The 17,941-nt window shown below is 61.9% G+C and carries 15 protein-coding genes; 11 read left to right on the top strand and 4 right to left on the bottom strand.

Annotated elements, in window-relative coordinates; all coding sequences use genetic code 11:
- The first annotated feature begins 5 nt into the window (after positions 1-5).
- From phnL to phnN, 9 genes are all read left to right on the top strand, one after another.
- Entirely contained in the window at positions 6-713 is a 708-nt protein-coding gene (phnL, locus tag NXC24_RS00970; protein WP_104821591.1) for a phosphonate C-P lyase system protein PhnL, read from the top strand.
- The gene (locus tag NXC24_RS00965) at positions 710-1,327 is read left to right on the top strand and encodes a DapH/DapD/GlmU-related protein (RefSeq protein ID WP_104821590.1); all 618 of its coding nucleotides are present in this window, start codon (positions 710-712) and stop codon (positions 1,325-1,327) included. The genes phnL and NXC24_RS00965 overlap by 4 nt, the downstream gene beginning before the upstream one ends.
- A gap of 295 nt (positions 1,328-1,622) precedes the next feature.
- Positions 1,623-2,477, top strand: a complete 855-nt coding sequence (gene phnC / locus NXC24_RS00960) for a phosphonate ABC transporter ATP-binding protein (protein WP_104821589.1) — start codon at positions 1,623-1,625, stop codon at positions 2,475-2,477.
- A gap of 92 nt (positions 2,478-2,569) precedes the next feature.
- Entirely contained in the window at positions 2,570-3,475 is a 906-nt protein-coding gene (gene phnD, locus NXC24_RS00955) for a phosphonate ABC transporter substrate-binding protein (RefSeq protein WP_104821588.1), read from the top strand.
- Between the two features lie 80 nt (positions 3,476-3,555).
- Positions 3,556-4,536, top strand: coding sequence for a phosphonate ABC transporter, permease protein PhnE (gene phnE, locus NXC24_RS00950; RefSeq protein ID WP_104821587.1), 981 nt, complete (start codon positions 3,556-3,558; stop codon positions 4,534-4,536).
- Between the two features lie 8 nt (positions 4,537-4,544).
- On the top strand, positions 4,545-5,891 hold the full coding sequence (gene phnE, locus NXC24_RS00945) for a phosphonate ABC transporter, permease protein PhnE (RefSeq protein WP_104821586.1): 1,347 nt from the start codon (positions 4,545-4,547) through the stop codon (positions 5,889-5,891).
- Positions 5,892-6,079: 188 nt separating this feature from the next.
- Positions 6,080-6,766: a DUF1045 domain-containing protein gene (locus tag NXC24_RS00940; protein ID WP_104821585.1), complete on the top strand. Its 687-nt coding sequence runs from the start codon at positions 6,080-6,082 to the stop codon at positions 6,764-6,766.
- Between the two features lie 16 nt (positions 6,767-6,782).
- Positions 6,783-7,922 carry an alpha-D-ribose 1-methylphosphonate 5-triphosphate diphosphatase gene (locus tag NXC24_RS00935; protein ID WP_104821584.1) on the top strand — a complete coding sequence of 380 codons (1,140 nt, stop codon included), beginning with the start codon at positions 6,783-6,785 and terminating at the stop codon, positions 7,920-7,922.
- Entirely contained in the window at positions 7,919-8,521 is a 603-nt protein-coding gene (gene phnN, locus NXC24_RS00930; protein ID WP_104821583.1) for a phosphonate metabolism protein/1,5-bisphosphokinase (PRPP-forming) PhnN, read from the top strand. Before NXC24_RS00935 ends, phnN begins: the two co-directional genes overlap by 4 nt.
- Positions 8,522-8,599: 78 nt before the next feature.
- On the opposite strand, the gene polA is transcribed toward phnN, so the two are convergent.
- On the bottom strand, positions 8,600-11,602 hold the full coding sequence (gene polA, locus NXC24_RS00925) for a DNA polymerase I (RefSeq protein WP_104821582.1): 3,003 nt from the start codon (positions 11,600-11,602) through the stop codon (positions 8,600-8,602).
- Between the two features lie 447 nt (positions 11,603-12,049).
- Here polA and NXC24_RS00920 point away from each other — a divergent pair, with 447 nt between their 5' ends.
- Entirely contained in the window at positions 12,050-12,466 is a 417-nt protein-coding gene (locus NXC24_RS00920) for a MarR family transcriptional regulator (RefSeq protein ID WP_104821581.1), read from the top strand.
- A 113-nt stretch (positions 12,467-12,579) separates the two neighbouring features.
- On the top strand, positions 12,580-13,968 hold the full coding sequence (locus NXC24_RS00915; protein WP_104821580.1) for a M20/M25/M40 family metallo-hydrolase: 1,389 nt from the start codon (positions 12,580-12,582) through the stop codon (positions 13,966-13,968).
- Between the two features lie 100 nt (positions 13,969-14,068).
- Here NXC24_RS00915 and NXC24_RS00910 read toward each other — a convergent pair whose 3' ends face one another.
- From NXC24_RS00910 to NXC24_RS00900, 3 genes are all read right to left on the bottom strand, one after another.
- Positions 14,069-15,130 carry an ABC transporter ATP-binding protein gene (locus NXC24_RS00910; RefSeq protein ID WP_104821579.1) on the bottom strand — a complete coding sequence of 354 codons (1,062 nt, stop codon included), beginning with the start codon at positions 15,128-15,130 and terminating at the stop codon, positions 14,069-14,071.
- Complete coding sequence (locus tag NXC24_RS00905; protein WP_104821578.1) at positions 15,127-16,728, bottom strand: iron ABC transporter permease; 1,602 nt, start codon at positions 16,726-16,728, stop codon at positions 15,127-15,129. The genes NXC24_RS00910 and NXC24_RS00905 overlap by 4 nt, the downstream gene beginning before the upstream one ends.
- Before the next feature lie 186 nt (positions 16,729-16,914).
- The gene (locus NXC24_RS00900) at positions 16,915-17,931 is read right to left on the bottom strand and encodes an iron ABC transporter substrate-binding protein (protein ID WP_104821577.1); all 1,017 of its coding nucleotides are present in this window, start codon (positions 17,929-17,931) and stop codon (positions 16,915-16,917) included.
- Positions 17,932-17,941 lie beyond the last annotated feature (10 nt).

The raw sequence follows: 17,941 nt of genomic DNA, 5'->3' as shown, positions 1-17,941 counted from the left end.
AAGCCATGGCAACCCCCCTCGTCGTTTCCGAAGTCTTCAAGAGCTTCACCATGCACCTGCGCGATGGCATCCGCCTGCCGGTCGTCGCCGATGTCTCCTTCTCCGTCGCATCGGGCGAATGCGTGGTGCTTGGCGGCCCTTCCGGCATTGGCAAGAGCTCGCTTCTGAAGATGATCTACGGCAACTACGCCGTCGATAGCGGCCAGATCCTGGTGACGCATCGGGAAAGGATCATCGATCTCGCCGCCGCTGATCCCCGCACCGTGCTGGAAGTTCGCCGCCATACCATGGGCTATGTCAGCCAGTTCCTACGCACCGTGCCGCGCGTTGCTGCCATCGACGTGGTTGCCGAGCCGCTGTTGGCGCGAGGCGAAAGTGCCGAGACCGCTCGCCAAAGGGCGGGCAACCTGCTTTCGCAGCTCAACCTTCCGGAAGAGCTTTGGCAATTGCCGCCCGCCACCTTCTCCGGCGGCGAACAGCAGCGCGTCAATATCGCCCGCGGCTTCATCACCGATCACGCCATTTTGCTGCTCGACGAGCCGACCGCCTCTCTCGACGCGAGAAACCGTGCCGTCGTGGTCGACATGATCGAAGAGAAGAAAAAGGCCGGCGTCGCACTCCTCGGCATCTTCCATGACGAGGAAGTGCGCGAGGCCGTCGGCAGCCGCATTCTCGACGTGTCGCAATTTTCGCCCAGAAAGTCCGCCGCATGAGCCGCAAATTGGGCGAAACGCCTTTCATCAGCCCCTCCGCGAGCGTCAGCAACTCGACGCTCGGCCGCTACACCGAAGTCTCCGACCGCTGCCGCATCGACGAGACGGAGATCGGCGATTACTCCTACATCATGCAGGATGGCGCGATCTGGTGCGCCACCATCGGCAAATTCGTCAACATTGCCGCGGCGGTGCGCATCAATGCCACCAACCATCCGACCTGGCGGGCGACGCTGCATCACTTCACCTATCGCGCCGCCGACTATTGGCCGGATGCCGATATGGAGACGGAATTCTTCACCTGGCGGCGCGACAACCGCGTGGCCATCGGCAACGACGTCTGGATCGGCCATGGCGCCACCATCCTGCCGGGCGTCACTGTCGGCAACGGTGCGGTCATCGGCGCCGGCGCTGTTGTCTCCAAGGATGTCGCCCCCTATACGATCGTCGGCGGCGTGCCGGCCAAGCTCATCCGCCAACGCTTCACCGAAGCTGTCGGCGAACGCATGGACAAGCTTGCCTGGTGGGATTGGGATCATGCCACATTGCGAACCGCGCTTGCCGATTTCCGCGCCCTTTCGGCCGAAGATTTCCTGATCCGCTACGGCGCATGACGCCACTGCGCGGGCCTCGTGCAATCCACCCGCAAATCCTCTTCGAAGCGCGAAAATCTCCCCGGTTTTCGGGCTTTTGCGTTGCCGTTACGGAAGGGCGCAAACAGGGAGGAATTGTAACAGCAGTTACACAAATCTGACATTGGAGGTTCATGAACCGGGACTAATGCGTTGCGCATGGCAGCGTCGAAGGCTTCTTCGAAGCGAAGGATTATGCGCTCGTCCAACAGATTTCCGCGGACCCGACGTCAACGTTTGTTGCGGCGGAGCCGGGCAGCCGCGAAAGGAAAGCCTCATGTTCGAGCTGAAGAATGTCTCGCGCCGGTTCGGAAACAAGCTCGCTGTCGATTCCGTGACGTTGGACATTCCGCAAGGACAAATGGTCGGCATCATCGGCCGCTCGGGCGCCGGCAAGTCCACGCTGCTGCGCATGATCAACCGACTTGCCGATCCGACCTCCGGCTCCATCTATTTCGCCGGCACCGAAGTCTCGAAGCTGCGCGGCCGGGCGTTGCGCAACTGGCAGCGCGATTGCGCCATGATCTTCCAGCAGTTCAACCTGGTTCCCCGTCTCGACGTTCTCACCAACGTCATGCTCGGTCGCCTGAACCAGCGTTCGACCACGCTGAGCCTGCTTTCCATCTTCAGCCGCGAGGAGCGCATCCAAGCCATTGCGGCACTCGAACGTCTCGGCATCGAGCAGACTGCATTGCAGATGGCCGGCACGCTGTCGGGTGGCCAGCAGCAGCGCGTCGCCATCGCCCGCGCCCTGATGCAGCAGCCGAAAATGATACTTGCCGACGAGCCGATTGCCTCGCTCGATCCGCTGAACGCCAAGATCGTCATGGATGCGCTGCGCGACATCAACGAGCGTGAGGGCATCACCGTCATCACCAACCTGCACACGCTGGATACGGCGCGCAATTATTGCGAACGCATCGTCGGCATGGCGGCGGGGCGCGTCGTCTTCGACGGCAAGCCATCAGAGCTGACGGCCGCGGCGGTCAAGGAAATCTACGGCACCGACAAGGATGGCGCCGGGATCGACGAGACGATGACGTCGACCGCCATCAATCTTTCCGATCAGCCCGCGCAAGCCGCGGCAAACGCATCCGCCGGCCCGCAACCGCTGGCACTGGCCGGTCTCTGAGCGAGACGGCCGCGATCGAAGGCCCGCGTCAAGGGCGCATTTCTTCTAGACCGAAGACATCCGGGGACACCGGTTAATCAGGAGACGAACCCATGTTGAAGAAGACCCTTCTCGCAGCCACGGCGCTTCTCGCGCTCGCTGGCGGCGCTGCCGCTCAGGACATCAAGGAATTCCGCGTTGGTATTCTCGGTGGCGAAAACGAAGCCGACCGCCTGCGCAACTACGCCTGCCTCTCCGACCACCTGAAGAAGGAGTTCGGTTTCGAGAAGGTATCGCTGTTCCCGGCTGCCGACTATGACGGCGTTATCCAGGGCCTGCTCGGCGGCACGCTCGACTTCGCCGAACTCGGCTCTTCCGGCTATGCAGCCACCTACATCAAGGACCCGAAGGCCGTTACCCCGATCCTGACCACGCAGCAGACGGACGGCTCGACCGGCTATTACTCGATCGGTCTCGCTCTGAAGTCCTCCGGCATCAAGACGATCGCCGACGCCAAGGGCAAGAAGCTCGGCTACGCCGATCCGGACTCCACTTCGGGCTATCTCGTTCCGCTGACGCAGATTCCGAAGACCACCGGCATGCCGAACGACAAGTTCTTCGCTTCGACCCAGTTCAACGGCGGTCACGAGAACAACCTGCTCGCCGCCTATGACGGCAAGGTCGACGTTGCCGTTGACGATTCGTCGGGCCTCGGCGATTTCAAGGACGGCTACACCTCCGGTACCTTCCACAAGGAAGTCGACAAGGGCGCCGTCGATCCGAACAAGCTCGTCGAAGTCTGGCGTTCGCCGCTGATCCCGAACGGCCCGCTCGTCGTTCGCAACGCCCTCGGCACCGAATGGCAGGCCAAGCTGACCGACTTCTTCCTGAAGCTCCCGACCACCGATGCCAAGTGCTTCTCGGCGATCGAAGGCGGTGACTTCAAGGGCTACGTCAAGGTGAACCCGGACTTCTACAAGGCCGTTGTCGAAGTTCGCAAGGCTGCCATCGGCGGCTAATCCCTATCCAGACTGCAGGGCGGCCGGCGACGGCCGCCCTTTTCCTATCACAAGGGCAGGACATCAAGGGCAGGACATTCATGACGATTGCCGATACTCAGCTACAGACGCAAGGCGCTCCCCAGGGCGCCAAGGATATCGGTGACGCCTGGAGCAGGATGGTGGCGCGCCGCCGCCTCTATACCGGCATCGGCCTGCTGATCCTGATCATCGCCTTCGTCAGCTCCGTGCGCTTTGCCGACGAGAGCAATGCCGGCCATTTCTTCGATCGCCTGCCGCATCTTTTCGATTTCCTGAGCTGGCTCATCCCCAAGGATTGGGCCGACGTTTATCGCGCGCTCTTCGACTTGCCGAGCCCCAATGGCGCAAACGGCGTCGGCGGCGAGGAGTTCAATTTTCCGAACGGCCGCGTCTATGTCTGGGGCAACTTCTATATTCCTGAATATTTCGAGCTGATGATCATCACGATCAACGTGGCGCTGGTTTCCACCATCATCGGCTTCGTCGTCGCCCTGCCCCTCAGCTTCTTTGCCGCGCGCAACATGTCGCCGTCGCATCCGGTTCGTCTGGTGACCAAACGCTTCATGGAATTGCTGCGCGCCTTTCCCGAAATCGTCATCGCCGGCCTGTTTTCGGCGATCCTGTCGATCGGCCCGATCGCTGCCATCATCGCCGTCGGCCTGCATACGATCGGGGCACTCGGCAAGCTGTTCTACGAAGTGATCGAGAATATCGACATGAAGCCCGACGAGGGCATGAGGGCGGTCGGCGCGAGCTGGACGGAGCGCGTTCGCTTCGCCGCGCTGCCGCAGGTTCTGCCGAATTTCATGTCCTATGTGCTGCTGCGCCTGGAGATCAATGTCCGAGCCTCCACCATCATCGGCGCCGTCGGCGGCGGCGGCATCGGCGAGGAGCTGAAGCTTTCGATCTCGCGCGGCTTCGGCGCCAAGACGGTAGCGCTCGTGCTGCTGCTTTTCGTGACGATCGTTGCCGTCGACCAATTTTCCGCATGGCTCCGTCGCCGTCTCGTCGGCGAACATGCCTTCCTTCTGCAACACTGAGGTTGCCCATGTCCGTCATCGACGCCGGTCGCATGCAGGAAATCGAAGCACGCTATCCGGAGATCCTGCACCGATCATTCCGCCAGCGCTTCGGCGCGCTGATGATCTTTCTCGGCGTGATCCTTTACGGCATCTACGCCGTCTGGTTCTTCGACCTGCCGAAGATCATCGCTGAGGCGCATTGGGAACGCGTCGGCATCTATCTCAGCGAATGGATCAGCTACGACGTGCAGCCGGAATTCCACGTTTCAGGCGACAAGATCAGCGTCAAATATCCGCGTTTTTCGCCGCTCGGCGATAATCCGCACCCAGATTGGGTGACGAACAATCCCGACGGCAGCCTGACGATCTCGGTCAGCGGCACCGGCCGCAGCGTAACGGTGACGAAGACGCAAGCGATCCTGACCGCGCATGGCGTCACCGTTCCGATCGACTTCACCGGCGACGCGCCGAAGCTCCTCGGCTCGGAACCGCCGCCGTCGTGGATCACGGTCTATGACGATAACATCCTCGCCAATATGGGCTTTGCCGGCGACGTCAGCATTTCCACCGACCGCGTGAAGATCCGCAAGCGTTTCCTCGGCTGGGCGAATTTTGTCTTCGACACGCACTCGCCTTTCTTCGACAAGCCGGCAAGCGAAGTGATCGGCCTGATCGTCTCCGGGCCGCGCCTCGACCCGGCGCAATCCAATCTCTCGCTGGCCTTCGACAACATTTGGAACAATGGCGCCTGGCAGCATGGGGACGTCTGGACCAAGCTGTTCCAGACCATCGTCATGGCCTTCCTCGGCACGCTGCTGGGATCGCTCGCCGCCTTCCCGCTCTCCTTCCTTGCGGCCCGCAACATCACGCCGAGCCGCCTGGTCAATCAGATATTGAAGCGCTTCTTCGACTTCCTGCGTTCGGTCGACATGCTGATCTGGGCGTTGTTCCTGACCCGCGCCTTCGGCCCCGGCCCGCTTGCCGGCAGCGGTGCGATCTTCCTGACGGAGACCGGCACGCTGGGCAAGCTCTACTCCGAAGGGCTGGAGAACATCGACAACAAGCCGCGCGAAGGCGTCAAATCGACGGGCTCCTCGACGGTTCTCGTGCATCGCTACGGTATCATGCCGCAGATCGTTCCCGTCATCGTCAGCCAGACGCTCTATCAATGGGAATCGAATGTGCGCGGCGCCACCATCATCGGCGCAGTCGGCGCCGGCGGCATCGGCCTCAAACTTTGGGAAGCCATGCGCACCAACGCCAATTGGGAAAACGTCGCCTATATGGTGCTGCTGATCCTGATCGTCGTCTTCCTGTTCGATGCCGGTTCCAACGCGCTGCGCTCACGCCTGATGGGGACGCAGAACCGGTAAGAAGCCTTCAGAAAAATCGTGGCGCATCATCATTTTGTCACGGGAATCCGGTAGCGCAGGTCGGCAAGACAACATTGCTCGAACCCGCTTTAGCCGGATTCGAACCGCTGCTGCCTTGCTGCTCTTGCGGTTTGTCGCAAATCACCCAACAGTGTCTCGCGCAGCCGATTTTTCCAAGGAATGCAGCCTTGCGCTATGCTCTCTATTTCACGCCGCCCAAAGACGATCCGTTGACCGCGCTTGCCGCTCTCTGGCTGGGCCGCGATGCATTTTCCGATGAGATTTTCTCGGACAAGGCCATGGGTCCCGTGTCGGAAGACCATGCCGAGCTGACCGCCGATCCGCGCCGCTACGGCTTTCACGCCACGCTGAAGGCACCTTTCGAGCTTGCCGGCTCGGTGACCGAGCGCGATCTTCTCGATGTCGCCACAGAATTTGCCTCACAGACCAAGGCTTTCACCATTCCAGAGTTGGTCTTGGGCCAGCTCGGTCATTTCTTCGCGCTCGTGCCCGGCTCGCTTTACCAGCCGCTGCAGGATTTTGCCTCGCGCGTGGTCAAGGCTTTCGAACCGTTCCGTGCGCCGCTTTCGGATCACGACATAGCCCGGCGCAAGCCGGAAGGCCTGACGGAACCGCAGCGCGCCAATCTGTTGTGCTGGGGCTATCCCTACGTCAATGACGAGTTCCGCTTCCATATGACGTTGACGGGGCGCGTCCCCACCGAACGTCAAGCCGACATGCACGACGTCCTGCGCGCGCGCTTCGCCGACCATATCGGCAAAGCGCTTCACGTTTCCGGCCTCGCCGTCTTTATCGAAGAAGAGCGCGGCGCTCCCTTTACCGTCCGTTCCTGGCTGCCGCTTTCCGGCGCCTAATAGCGAAAGACCTGACATGACCAAAGAAACCGTCCTTTCCAACGCCCGCATCGTCCTCGAAGACAAGATCGTCGAAGGCTCCGTGCTGATCCGTGACGGTCGCATTGCCGGCATTTCCGAAGGTAAGTCCGCTATCGGCGAGGATTTCGAGGGCGATTACCTGATCCCCGGCCTGGTCGAACTGCACACGGACCATCTGGAAGCCCATTATTCGCCGCGCCCCGGCGTGCGCTGGAACAAGACGGCCGCCATCCAGGCGCATGACGCCCAGATCGTCACCTCCGGCATCACCACAGTATTCGACTGCTTGCGCATGGGCTCGGATGAAGACGGCGGTTTCGAGCGCGGCGAGATGCGCGACATGGCCGACGCGATCCAGGCGGCAGAGCGCGAAGATCGGCTGCGCGCCGAACACCTGATCCACCTGCGTTGCGAAGTCTCCGCCGACAACGTCCTCGATCACTTCCAGGACTTCGAGAAAGATCCTTATGTTCGCCTGGTCTCGCTGATGGATCACGCGCCCGGCCAGCGCCAGTTCCAGACCATGGATCAATACATCTTCTACTATCAGAAGAAGCGCGGCTTGAGCGACGAGGCCTTTGCCCGTTTCGTCGCCAAGCGCCAGGAAGAATCGGCCAAATACGCGACCCCACATCGCGACGCCATCTCCAAGGTCTGCGCCGAGCGCGGCATCACCATCGCCAGCCATGACGATGCGACGCTCGCCCATGTTGACGAAGCCATCAATTATGGCGTTCGCCTTGCGGAATTCCCGACCAGCATCGACGCCGCCAAGGCGTCGCACGGCGCGGGCATGAGCGTGCTGATGGGCGCGCCTAACATCGTTCGTGGCAAGTCGCATTCCGGCAATATCGCCGCCCGCGATCTCGCCGAACTCGGAGTCCTCGACGTTCTGTCCTCCGATTATGTGCCGCTCAGCCTGCTGCATGCTCCCTTCATCCTCGCCGACGAGGTGGAGAGCATTTCGCTGCCGCGGGCGATCGCCATGGTGACCGCAACCCCCGCAAAGACCGTCAGCCTGAACGACCGTGGCCGCATCGCCGAGGGCCTGCGCGCCGATCTCGTGCGCGTCCGTCGCGATCATGGTGTGCCGGTGACGCGCTCGGTCTGGCGAGAAGGACGGCGTGTCGCATGACGGTCGAGGCCCACATAAAGCCGGCTAACGGCCTATCGGCCGATACCGTCGGCATCATGGCCGTGGTGGTCGGACCGAGTGGGGCCGGCAAGGATACGCTGATGAATCTTGCCGCCCGGCATTTTGCCGGCCGGCCGGATGTTCATTTCGTCCGCCGCGTCATCACCCGGGAAAGCGATGCCGGCAACGAGGATCACAAAAGCGTCTCGGACGCCGATTTCGACGCCATGGAGCGCGCCGGCGCCTTCGCCGTCTCCTGGGAAGCGCATGGGCTGAAATACGGAATTCCGGCCGCGGTCAGGGAGGAGCTTGCCCGCGGCCATCTCGTCATCGCCAACGGCTCGCGTTCGGTGCTCGACCGCTTCCAGACCGCCTTTCCGCAATTGAAAGTCATCAATGTCACGGCGCGGCGCGAGGTATTGGCAGAGCGGCTGATGGCACGCGGTCGCGAAAGCCGCGAGGATGTGCTGAAGCGGCTGGAACGTAGCTCGCTCACCGTCAACGGCAGCTACGACGTCGCTGATATCGACAATAGCGGCACGCTCGACGAGGCCGAACGCGCTATCATTGCCGTGCTGGAAGCGCTGATTGGGAAGTAAGCGGCCGGTGTTCCGCCTGACGCATTTTTTTGCACACCAAATCGCGGATCTCTCACCGCCTCCTGCTGCGCCCGCGGCTCAATGGGCTTCATCCCAATTGTTGGCGGCGCGGGCGTCCACCTTCAGCGGCACGGACATATCCACCGCCGGCATGGCGGCATTTTCCATCACCGAGACAATGATCGGCGTCGAGCGCTCGACATCGGCGTCTTCGACTTCGAAGATCAGTTCGTCGTGCACCTGCAGCAGCATGCGCACGCGATCGGCGAGGCCGGCTGCCGCAAGCGCCGGCTCCATCTTGATCATGGCGCGGCGGATGACGTCGGCGGCGGAGCCCTGGATCGGCGCGTTGATCGAGGCACGCTCATTGAAGGCACGCACGGACGGATTGGAGGAGCGGATTTCCGGAAAATGCACGCGGCGGCCGAAGATGGTCTCGACATAGCCCTTGTCGCGCGCGGCCTGCTTGGTGCTTTCCATATAGTCGCGGATACCGGGGAAACGCTCGAAATACCGCTTGATGTAATCGCCGGCTTCCGAGCGCTCGATCGACAATTGATTGGCGAGACCGAAAGCGGAAATGCCGTAGATGATGCCGAAATTGATCGCCTTGGCGCGGCGGCGCACTTCGCTCGGCATGCCCTCGATCGGCACGCTGAACATTTCCGATGCCGTCATGGCGTGAATATCGACGCCGTCGGCGAAGGCCTGTTCGAGCTGCGGGATATTAGCGACATGCGCCAGCACACGCAGTTCGATCTGGCTGTAGTCGGCGGAGATCAGCTTATGGCCCGGCGTCGAAATGAAAGCCGTGCGGATCTTGCGGCCCTCAGCCGTGCGAACCGGGATGTTCTGTAGGTTCGGCTCCGAGGAGGACAAGCGTCCGGTCGTGGTCGAGGCCAGCGAATAGGAGGTGTGGACCCGTTTGGTCTCGGGGTGGACATAGCCCGGCAACGCATCGGTATAGGTCGATTTCAGCTTGGTGAGCTGGCGCCAGTCGACGATCTTGCGCGGCAGCTCGAAGCCGGCGGCCGCCAGGTCTTCCAGCACTTGCGCCGAGGTCGACCATTGCCCGGTCTTGGTCTTGTTGCCGCCGGCAAGGCCCATCTTGCCGAAGAGAATATCGCCGAGCTGCTTCGGCGAGCCAATGTTGAAGCGCTCGCCGGCCAGCGTGTAAATTTCATCCTCAAGGGCTGCGGCGCCCTGCGCCAGCTCGCCGGAGAGGCGCGACAGGATCTGCCGGTCGATGGTGATGCCGCGTTCTTCCATGTGGGCGAGAACCGGCAACAGCGGCCGCTCCAAGCGCTCATAGACGCTCGTCAGCTTTTCCGCTGCCAACCGCGGCTTCAGCACCAGCCAGAGCCGCAGTGTCACATCGGCATCCTCGGCAGCGTAAGCCGTGGCGCGGTCGATATCGACGAGATCGAAGGTGACGTTGGATTTGCCGCTGCCGGCGACATCCTTGTAGGCGATCGGCTTGTGGCCGAGCCAACGCTCCGACAGGCTGTCCATGCCGTGCGTGGCATTGGCGCCGCCATCAAGCACATAGGACAAAAGCATCGTGTCGTCGAAGGCCTTGAGCTCGATGCCATAGCGCTTCATCAGCAGGTAGTCGTATTTCAGGTTCTGCGCGATCTTGAGGACGGAAGTGTCTTCAAGCAGGTCCTTCAATCGCGGAAGGGCATCGCGCAGCGGGATCTGATTGTCCACCAGCCCGCCGCCGAGCAGATCGCCGACGCCATTCTTGTGCCCGAGCGGCACGTAGGCGGCGCGGATGATCGCGCCGGAGGGATCGTTCCGGTTATCGGCGATCGCCAGCGAAAAACCGACGATTTCGGCCTGCATGGCATCGAGCGAGGTCGTCTCCGTATCGAAGGCGACGATGCCGGTTTCGCGCGCGTCCGCGATCCACCGATCAAGCGCGGTCACGTCGCGGATGGTGACATATGTCGAGTGATCGATCGGCGCGGTGGCAAAGCTTGCCGCCCGCGCCTTGGCGAGTTCGGCCGGCTCCGCGGCGCTCTCCGACGCCATGCGCGACTTGACGACCGGCGCAGGCACGGAGGCACCCTCGGCCGCGACCTCGCTGCCGGCAACGAGATCGACATTTTCGCTGACATCCAGGTCGGGGCCATGGGCGGTATCGCCCCATTCGACCTTGACCTCGGATGGTTCGATCGCAGCAGCATCGCAATTGCAGGCATCGGCAACGCGACGCGTCAGCGAGGTGAATTCCATCGTCTTCAGGAAGCCGACCAATTTCGGGCCGTTCTGCGGCTCGAGCACCAACGCATCGAGCGGCAGCTCCAGCGGCACATCGGTCCTCAACGTCACCAACTGCCGGGAAATCCGGGCGAGCTCGGCATTGGCGATGATGTTTTCGCGGCGCTTCTGCTGCTTGATCTCTCCGGCGCGGGCGAGCAGCGTATCGAGATCGCCGAACTCCTCCAGAAGCTGCGCCGCCGTCTTCGGGCCGATGCCGGGAATGCCGGGCACATTGTCGACGGAGTCGCCGGTCAGGGCCTGCAGGTCGATCATCTTTTCCGGCGGCACGCCCCACTTCTCGACGACATCGGGGATGCCGATCTGCTTGTCCTTCATGCTGTCATACATATGGACCATGGGAGTGACGAGCTGCATCAGATCCTTGTCGGAGGAGATGATGGTGACATCGGCGCCGATCGCCTCGGCCTGGCGGGCATAGGTGGCGATGATGTCGTCGGCCTCGAAGCCGTCGGTCTCGATGCAAGGCAGGTTGAAGGCGCGCGTCGCCTCGCGGATGAGCCCGAATTGCGGGATCAGCTCTTCCGGCGGCGCTGAGCGGTTTGCCTTATAGGCATCATAGATATCCTTGCGGAATGTCTTCGAGGAGTAGTCGAAGATGACCGCAAAATGCGTCGGCGTGACGCCGACCGAGGTGTCGCGCGCCGAGGTCAACAGCTTCCATAGCATGTTGCAGAAACCGGAGACGGCGCCGACCGGCAATCCATCGGATTTGCGCGTCAGCGGCGGCAGGGCATGAAAGGCCCGGAAAATGAAACCGGAGCCGTCGACGAGGAAGAGATGATCACCTTTTTTCATGGAAGCATGGATAGCGTGGCGCACCTCCAACGTCCATATAAAGTTCCATCTGGCGATGTGCAGAAAGGGCGAAATCTCTCACCGAAACGTTACCAATTTTTAATCAATCTAATCTGCGGATTCCCTTGAAAAACCATATTTGCAGCCTCATTTCATACTCACCGGCGATTGATTACGCCGAGGGTCTGGCAACCGGCCTGTCCCCCGCCATGTCAGACTTGGACAAAGGCCTATCCCCCTCTCCGGGCCTTTGTCCCCCTTCTGAAGCCGCCATGGTCCTCCCTCCAGGCCATGGCGGCTTTTCTATTAGAATCCATTAACATAGCCAGCAAAACAAACCGCAAAATATAACCCGAATTTGGCTTGCCTTAGACGTATTTCACCCAAGATTTGATGATTGTTTTGCTCCAAAATACGGGCATACTTGCAATCATGGGATTTAATCGGATGGAATCTGCGGCCTACCTTGCCAATCAGATGGCGAAGGGATTTGCCCGCTCGTTGCAACAACGGGCGGCGGGGCTTGGCTTTTCGCCCGGCCAATTTCCGATCCTGCTCGAATTATGGTCCGAAGACGGGCTGACGCAGAAACAATTGCTGGAGCGCGTCGACATCGAACAGGCGACGATGGCCAACACCCTGTCGCGCATGGAACGCGACGGGCTGGTGGAACGCCGGCCGCATCCATCCGACAAACGCGCGCAACTGGTCTTCCTGACCGGCAAGGCCACTGCCATGCAGACGGAAGCCGTCGAGGCGGCGATGGCGGCGGACAAGGAACTGTTCCGCGGCTTCCGCAGCTTCGAGCGCGAACTGCTGCTCGAATATGTCCGGCGCATCCTGGAGAACGCCAAGCAACTCTAGCTCTGTCTCTCTCGTTCAATTGATCGGGCATTCGGAAGTTTTCGATTTTCCTGCCTCGAAACCGGGCCGGCTTTGGTCTATCGTCCGGCCAATTTCCACGTAAGGAGTCGGATATGACCGATGTATCGCCCGTTCTCGACCGTGCGGACCAGAACCTTCCGTCCAGCCTCGACAATCTGTTCGAACTGCTGCGCATCAAATCCATCTCGACCGATCCGGCCTTCAAGGCGGAATGCCGCAAGGCGGCGGAATGGCTGGTCGCCTACCTGACCTCGCTCGGCTTTACCGCCTCCGTGCGCGACACACCCGGCCATCCGATGGTCGTCGCCCATCACGACGCAGCAAATGCCGATGCGCCGCATGTGCTGTTCTACGGCCATTACGACGTGCAGCCGGTCGATCCGATTGAGCTTTGGGAGAGCGATCCTTTCGCGCCAGCCATCAAGGATGTGGGCACTGGCCGCAAGATCCTGACCGGCCGCGGCACCTCCGACGACAAGGGTCAGTTGATGACCTTTGTCGAAGCGGTCCGGGCCTACAAGGAAATCAAGGGTGCGCTTCCGGTCCGCATCAGCATCCTGTTCGAAGGTGAAGAGGAATCCGGCTCACCGTCGCTGAAGCCTTTCCTTGAAGCCAATGCCGCCGAGCTGAAGGCGGACTATGCGCTGGTCTGCGACACCGGCATGTGGGACGGCGATACGCCGGCAATCTCGGCCGGCTTGCGCGGCCTCGTCGGTGAAGAAATCATCATCAATGCTGCCGATCGCGACCTGCATTCCGGCATGTTCGGCGGCGCGGCCGCCAATCCGATCCATATCCTCGCCGATATTCTCGCCGGCCTGCATGACGAGACCGGCCGCATCACTCTCGACGGCTTCTATGACGGCGTCGAGGAGACGCCGGGCAATATCAAGGCTTCTTGGGAAACGCTCGGCATGACGACAGAAAAATTCCTCGGCGAAGTCGGCCTCTCCATTCCCTCGGGCGAAAAGGGCCGTTCGGTGATGGAACTCACCTGGGCACGGCCGACGGCTGAGGTCAACGGTATCACCGGCGGCTATACCGGCGCCGGCTTCAAGACGGTCATCGCCGCCAAGGCGTCAGCGAAAGTATCGTTCCGCCTCGTCGGGCAGCAGAACCCGGAAGCGATCCGCGAGAGTTTCCGCGCTTACGTGCGCTCGAAGGTTCCGGCCGATTGCTCGGTGGAATTCCACGAGCATGGCGCCTCGCCGGCAATCCAACTCTCCTACGATTCTCCGGTGCTGACCAAGGCGAAGAATGCTCTTTCCAACGAGTGGCCGAAGCCGGCTATCGTTATCGGCATGGGCGGATCGATCCCGATTGTCGGGGATTTCCAGAAGATGCTCGGCATGGAATCCCTGCTGGTCGGTTTCGGCCTCGCTGACGATCGCATCCATTCGCCGAACGAGAAATACGAGCTGAAATCCTATCACAAGGGCATCCGCTCCTGGATCCGCATCCTCGACGCGCTTGCCGCTTGAGCTACTAAGCGGTGATGGCGCCTCTCACCTTCTCCTCTCGGGGAGAAGGTTCCAACCCCAACGGCTGCTCCAGCAGCATCGTCGGTTCAACCGGAAGAGGCTATCTGCCGACCACGTCGAAGGCATGCGCCTTGCCGAGCACGCTGACATGGACAGTGCTGCCGATCTCCGGCAGGCCGACGCTGGAGCTTTTGATGGTGAGCGGCGCGGCGCCTGCGGCATTGGCAAGGGCAAGCGTCACCGTGCAGACCGCGCCGCCGAATTCGACGTCGATGACCTCGCCGGCGCATAGGACACCGGAAGTTTCGCCATCGATCGCATTGAACCGCAATTGCTCGGGGCGCAGCATGATTTCCGCCCGGCCCCGGCGGCCGTTCGCGTCGGTCGGGATGCGGCCGAGCGCGCAATCGGCAAAGCCATCACCCAGTTCCGCCGGCAGCAGGATGGCGTCTCCAAGGAAAGTGGCCGTCTCGCGGTCGCAGGGATTGAGATAGAGCGTTTGCGGCGTTCCGGCCTGCACTAATTTACCCTCGCGCAGAACGGCCACCTGATCGGCGAAGGAGAGCGCTTCAGCCTGGTCGTGCGTTACCAGGATCGTGGTGATACCGGCGTTCTGCAACACGCGGGCAACGGCCTTGCGCATGTTTTCTCGCAGGCCCGTGTCGAGCGCGGAAAAGGGCTCGTCCAGCAACATCAGCCTGGGCTTGCGGCCGAGCGCGCGGGCAAGCGCCACGCGCTGCTGCTGGCCGCCGGAGAGCTGGTGCGGGCGGCGATCGAGCATGCCGCGATCGAGCTCCACCATATCGATCAGCGCGTTGATCTGTTCGGCACGATCGGCCAACCCGCGCTCCATGCCGAAGCCGATATTGTTCGCCACGCTCAAATGCGGAAACAATGCGCCGTCCTGCGAAACGATGCCGATGCCGCGGCGGTGGGCAGGCACGACGGCTGGCCCATTCGCCAGCAGATGATCTTCCAGCACTACCTGGCCGGCATCCGGAGTCTCGAAGCCGGCGATGATGCGCAGCAGCGTCGTCTTGCCGGAACCGGAAGGGCCGACGACGGCGGTGCGGCTGCCGGCGGCGACCGTGAGGTCGATATTGTCAAGCGCGTGCACCGGGCCATAGTGCTTGCTGATATTCTTGATCGCCAGAAAGGTCATTGTCCGGCCGTCCGCTTGGATTGCGCATAGAGAAGAAGGGTGAGCGGCAGCGACAGCACTACCATCATGAAGGCATAGGGCGCGGCGGAGACATAATCGATCTCGCTGGTGAGCGACCAGAACTTCGTCGCCAGCGTCTCCGTGCCGTTGGGCGACAGCATCAGCGTCGCCGTCAATTCGTTGGTAATGCCGAGAGCCGCAAGCGCCACGCTCGCCGCGAAACCGGGAGCGGCAAGCCGCATGGTGATCTGCCGCACGGCTTGGCCCGGCGTGCGTCCCAACGCCATGGCGGCGCGTTCGAGCTCGACCGGCGCCTGGGCGATGCTGGAGCGCAAGCCCACCATGGCGCGCGGCAGGAACAGCAGGACATAGGCGAGCAACAGTGTCGCAAAGGTCTGATAGAGCGGCAGTATCAGCCGCACGGTGATCGACACCAGCGCCAAAGCGACCACGACGCCCGGCAGCGAGCCGACATAATAGTGGCAGGCTTCGAGGATGCGCTGTAGCCGGCCGGGCGCGCGTACCGAGAGCCAGGCCATGGGGATAGCGGCGATGGTGGCCAGCACACCGCCTGCAACGGCAAGCACGATCGTCTGCAGCAAAGTTGAGCCGATCGTATCCATCCGCCAGATGCCGGCACCGCCGAGATAGAGCCAGCGCGCCAGCGTCACGAACGGCACGCCGAGCGTCAGCACGGCCGCTGCCAAGGGCAGCGCAATGGCCGGGATGACGAACCAGCCGAGACGGCGACGATCCGCCGGGCGGGCCGCACCGGAGCCGACACGGGCGTAGCGCTCATTGCCGCGCACCAACACCTCGATGCCGAGCAGCAGCAGACAGCAGAAGACGAGAACGCCGCCGAGCATGTTGGCGGCCGGGCTGTTATAGGCGGACTGGAACTGATCGACGATCGCCGTCGAAAAAGTGTCGAAGCGGATCATCACGTAGAGACCGTATTCCGCCAGCAAATGCAGGCCGATCAACAGCGAGCCGCCGCAGATGGCGAGGCGAAGCTGCGGCAGGATCGCCCGGAAGAAGACGCGCCAGGGACCGAGGCCGAGCGAGGCCGCGGCATCCTCGATCGCCGGATCGAGGCGGCGCAACTGTGCAGCTACCGGCAGATAGAGGAAAGGATAATAGGCGAGCACGGAAACCAGCACGCCGCTCCAGAGCCCGCGCATGCCCGGCAAGAGGCTGACCCAGGCGTAGCTGTGCACGAAGGCGGGCACCGCAAGCGGCGCGACCGCCAGCCAGGACCAGATGCGGGAACCCGGGATATTCGTCCGCTCGGTCAGCCAGGCGAGCGTGACGGCAAGCGCGATGCAGAGCGGGATGGTGCAGACTTCGAGAAGGACTGTATTGGTCAGCAATTCGCCGACGCGACTGCGGAAAATGAGCGCAATGGCGTCGCTCCAGCCGGTGTCGACCGTGATCCAGACAATGAAGCCTAGCGGCACGAGGCTCAGAAGGGCGACGACGGATGCAAGGGCGATGACGGAAGCGTGCGGGACACGGCCACCGGACGCAGCGGTCAACGGAGGTAATCGCAGGGCAGCGGCCTGAGCGGCCGGCGCGGCATATGTGTTCTTCTGCAGCAAGTCTTAGCTGCCTTTCACGCCCTGAAATAGGAAAGCAATCGCCACTAAAGGCGATTGCCGGGATCGAAATGGCCGAATGGCCATCCGCATGCCCCTAGCAGGGCATGCGGACCGGATGCAAGGGGCTACCCTTCATTGACGCATAAGCCTTTCCGAAAACCGCTTCGCAGTTTTCGGGGTTATGCGTTAGATCAACCCGGCTTCGGTCATGAGATCGGTCACCTTCTTGCTGTTCAGCTTGGAAGGCTCGACCTTGGGTGCCTGCAGATCGCTGAGCGGCACGAGCTTCGGGTTCGACTGAGCACCATTGCCGACGGCATATTCATAGGAATCGCCATCGCGCAGAACGGCCTGGCCGCCCTTGCCTGTGATCCACTTCAGGAACGCCTGAGCTTCCTTCTTATGCTGGCTGGAGGCGAGGACGCCGCCGCCGGAGATGCTGACGAAAGCGCCCGGATCCTGGTTCTTGAAATAGTGCAGCGCGACGTTCTTGCTGTTTTCGCCCGTCTTCGCCTGATCGCCGAACCAGTAATAGTGATAGATCACGGCACCCTCGATCTCGCCGGCATTGACGGCCTTCATGGCAACGCTGTTGCCCTTGTAGGGTGTTGCGTTTTCCTTCAGCGCCTTCAGCCAGGACTTGGTGACGTCCTCGCCCTTCAGTTCGAGAAGCGCGCTGACGATCGCCTGGAAGTCGGCGCCGGCCGGCGAGGCACCCCAACGGCCCTTCCACTTGGGATCGGCGAGGTCGAGCAGCGACTTCGGCAGATCGCCCTCTTTCAGCTTGGTCTTGTCATAGGCGAAAACCGTCGAGCGGGCGGCAACGCCGACCCAATCGCCATCAGCCGCCTTGAAGGTTTCCGGTACCTGCGCCAGCGTATCGGCATCCACCGGTGCAAAGAGCTTGCTGGCGTCGACCAGCGTCATGCCGGGAGAATTTTCGGTCAGGAACACGTCTGCGGGAGATGCGGCGCCTTCCTCGACGATCTGGTTGGCGAACTGCATGTCACTGCCGTTGCGGATCGTCACCTTGATGCCGGTTTCCTTGGTGAAGCCATCTGCCCAGGCCTGCGTCAACGCCTCGTGCTGTGCATTATAGACGACGATGCCTTCAGAATCGGCGGCGTTGGCCGTCAGCGGCGCAAGCGCAAGACCCGCGGCAAGCGCCAAGGCGCTGGTGAGATGGGTAAAGGAAAAAGTCATCGGCATCCTC

This window comes from Rhizobium sp. NXC24 (assembly GCF_002944315.1).
GTDB lineage: Bacteria > Pseudomonadota > Alphaproteobacteria > Rhizobiales > Rhizobiaceae > Rhizobium.
The sequence above is the reverse complement of the archived record's forward strand: the minus strand, read 5'-3'. Positions and strand labels throughout refer to the sequence as shown.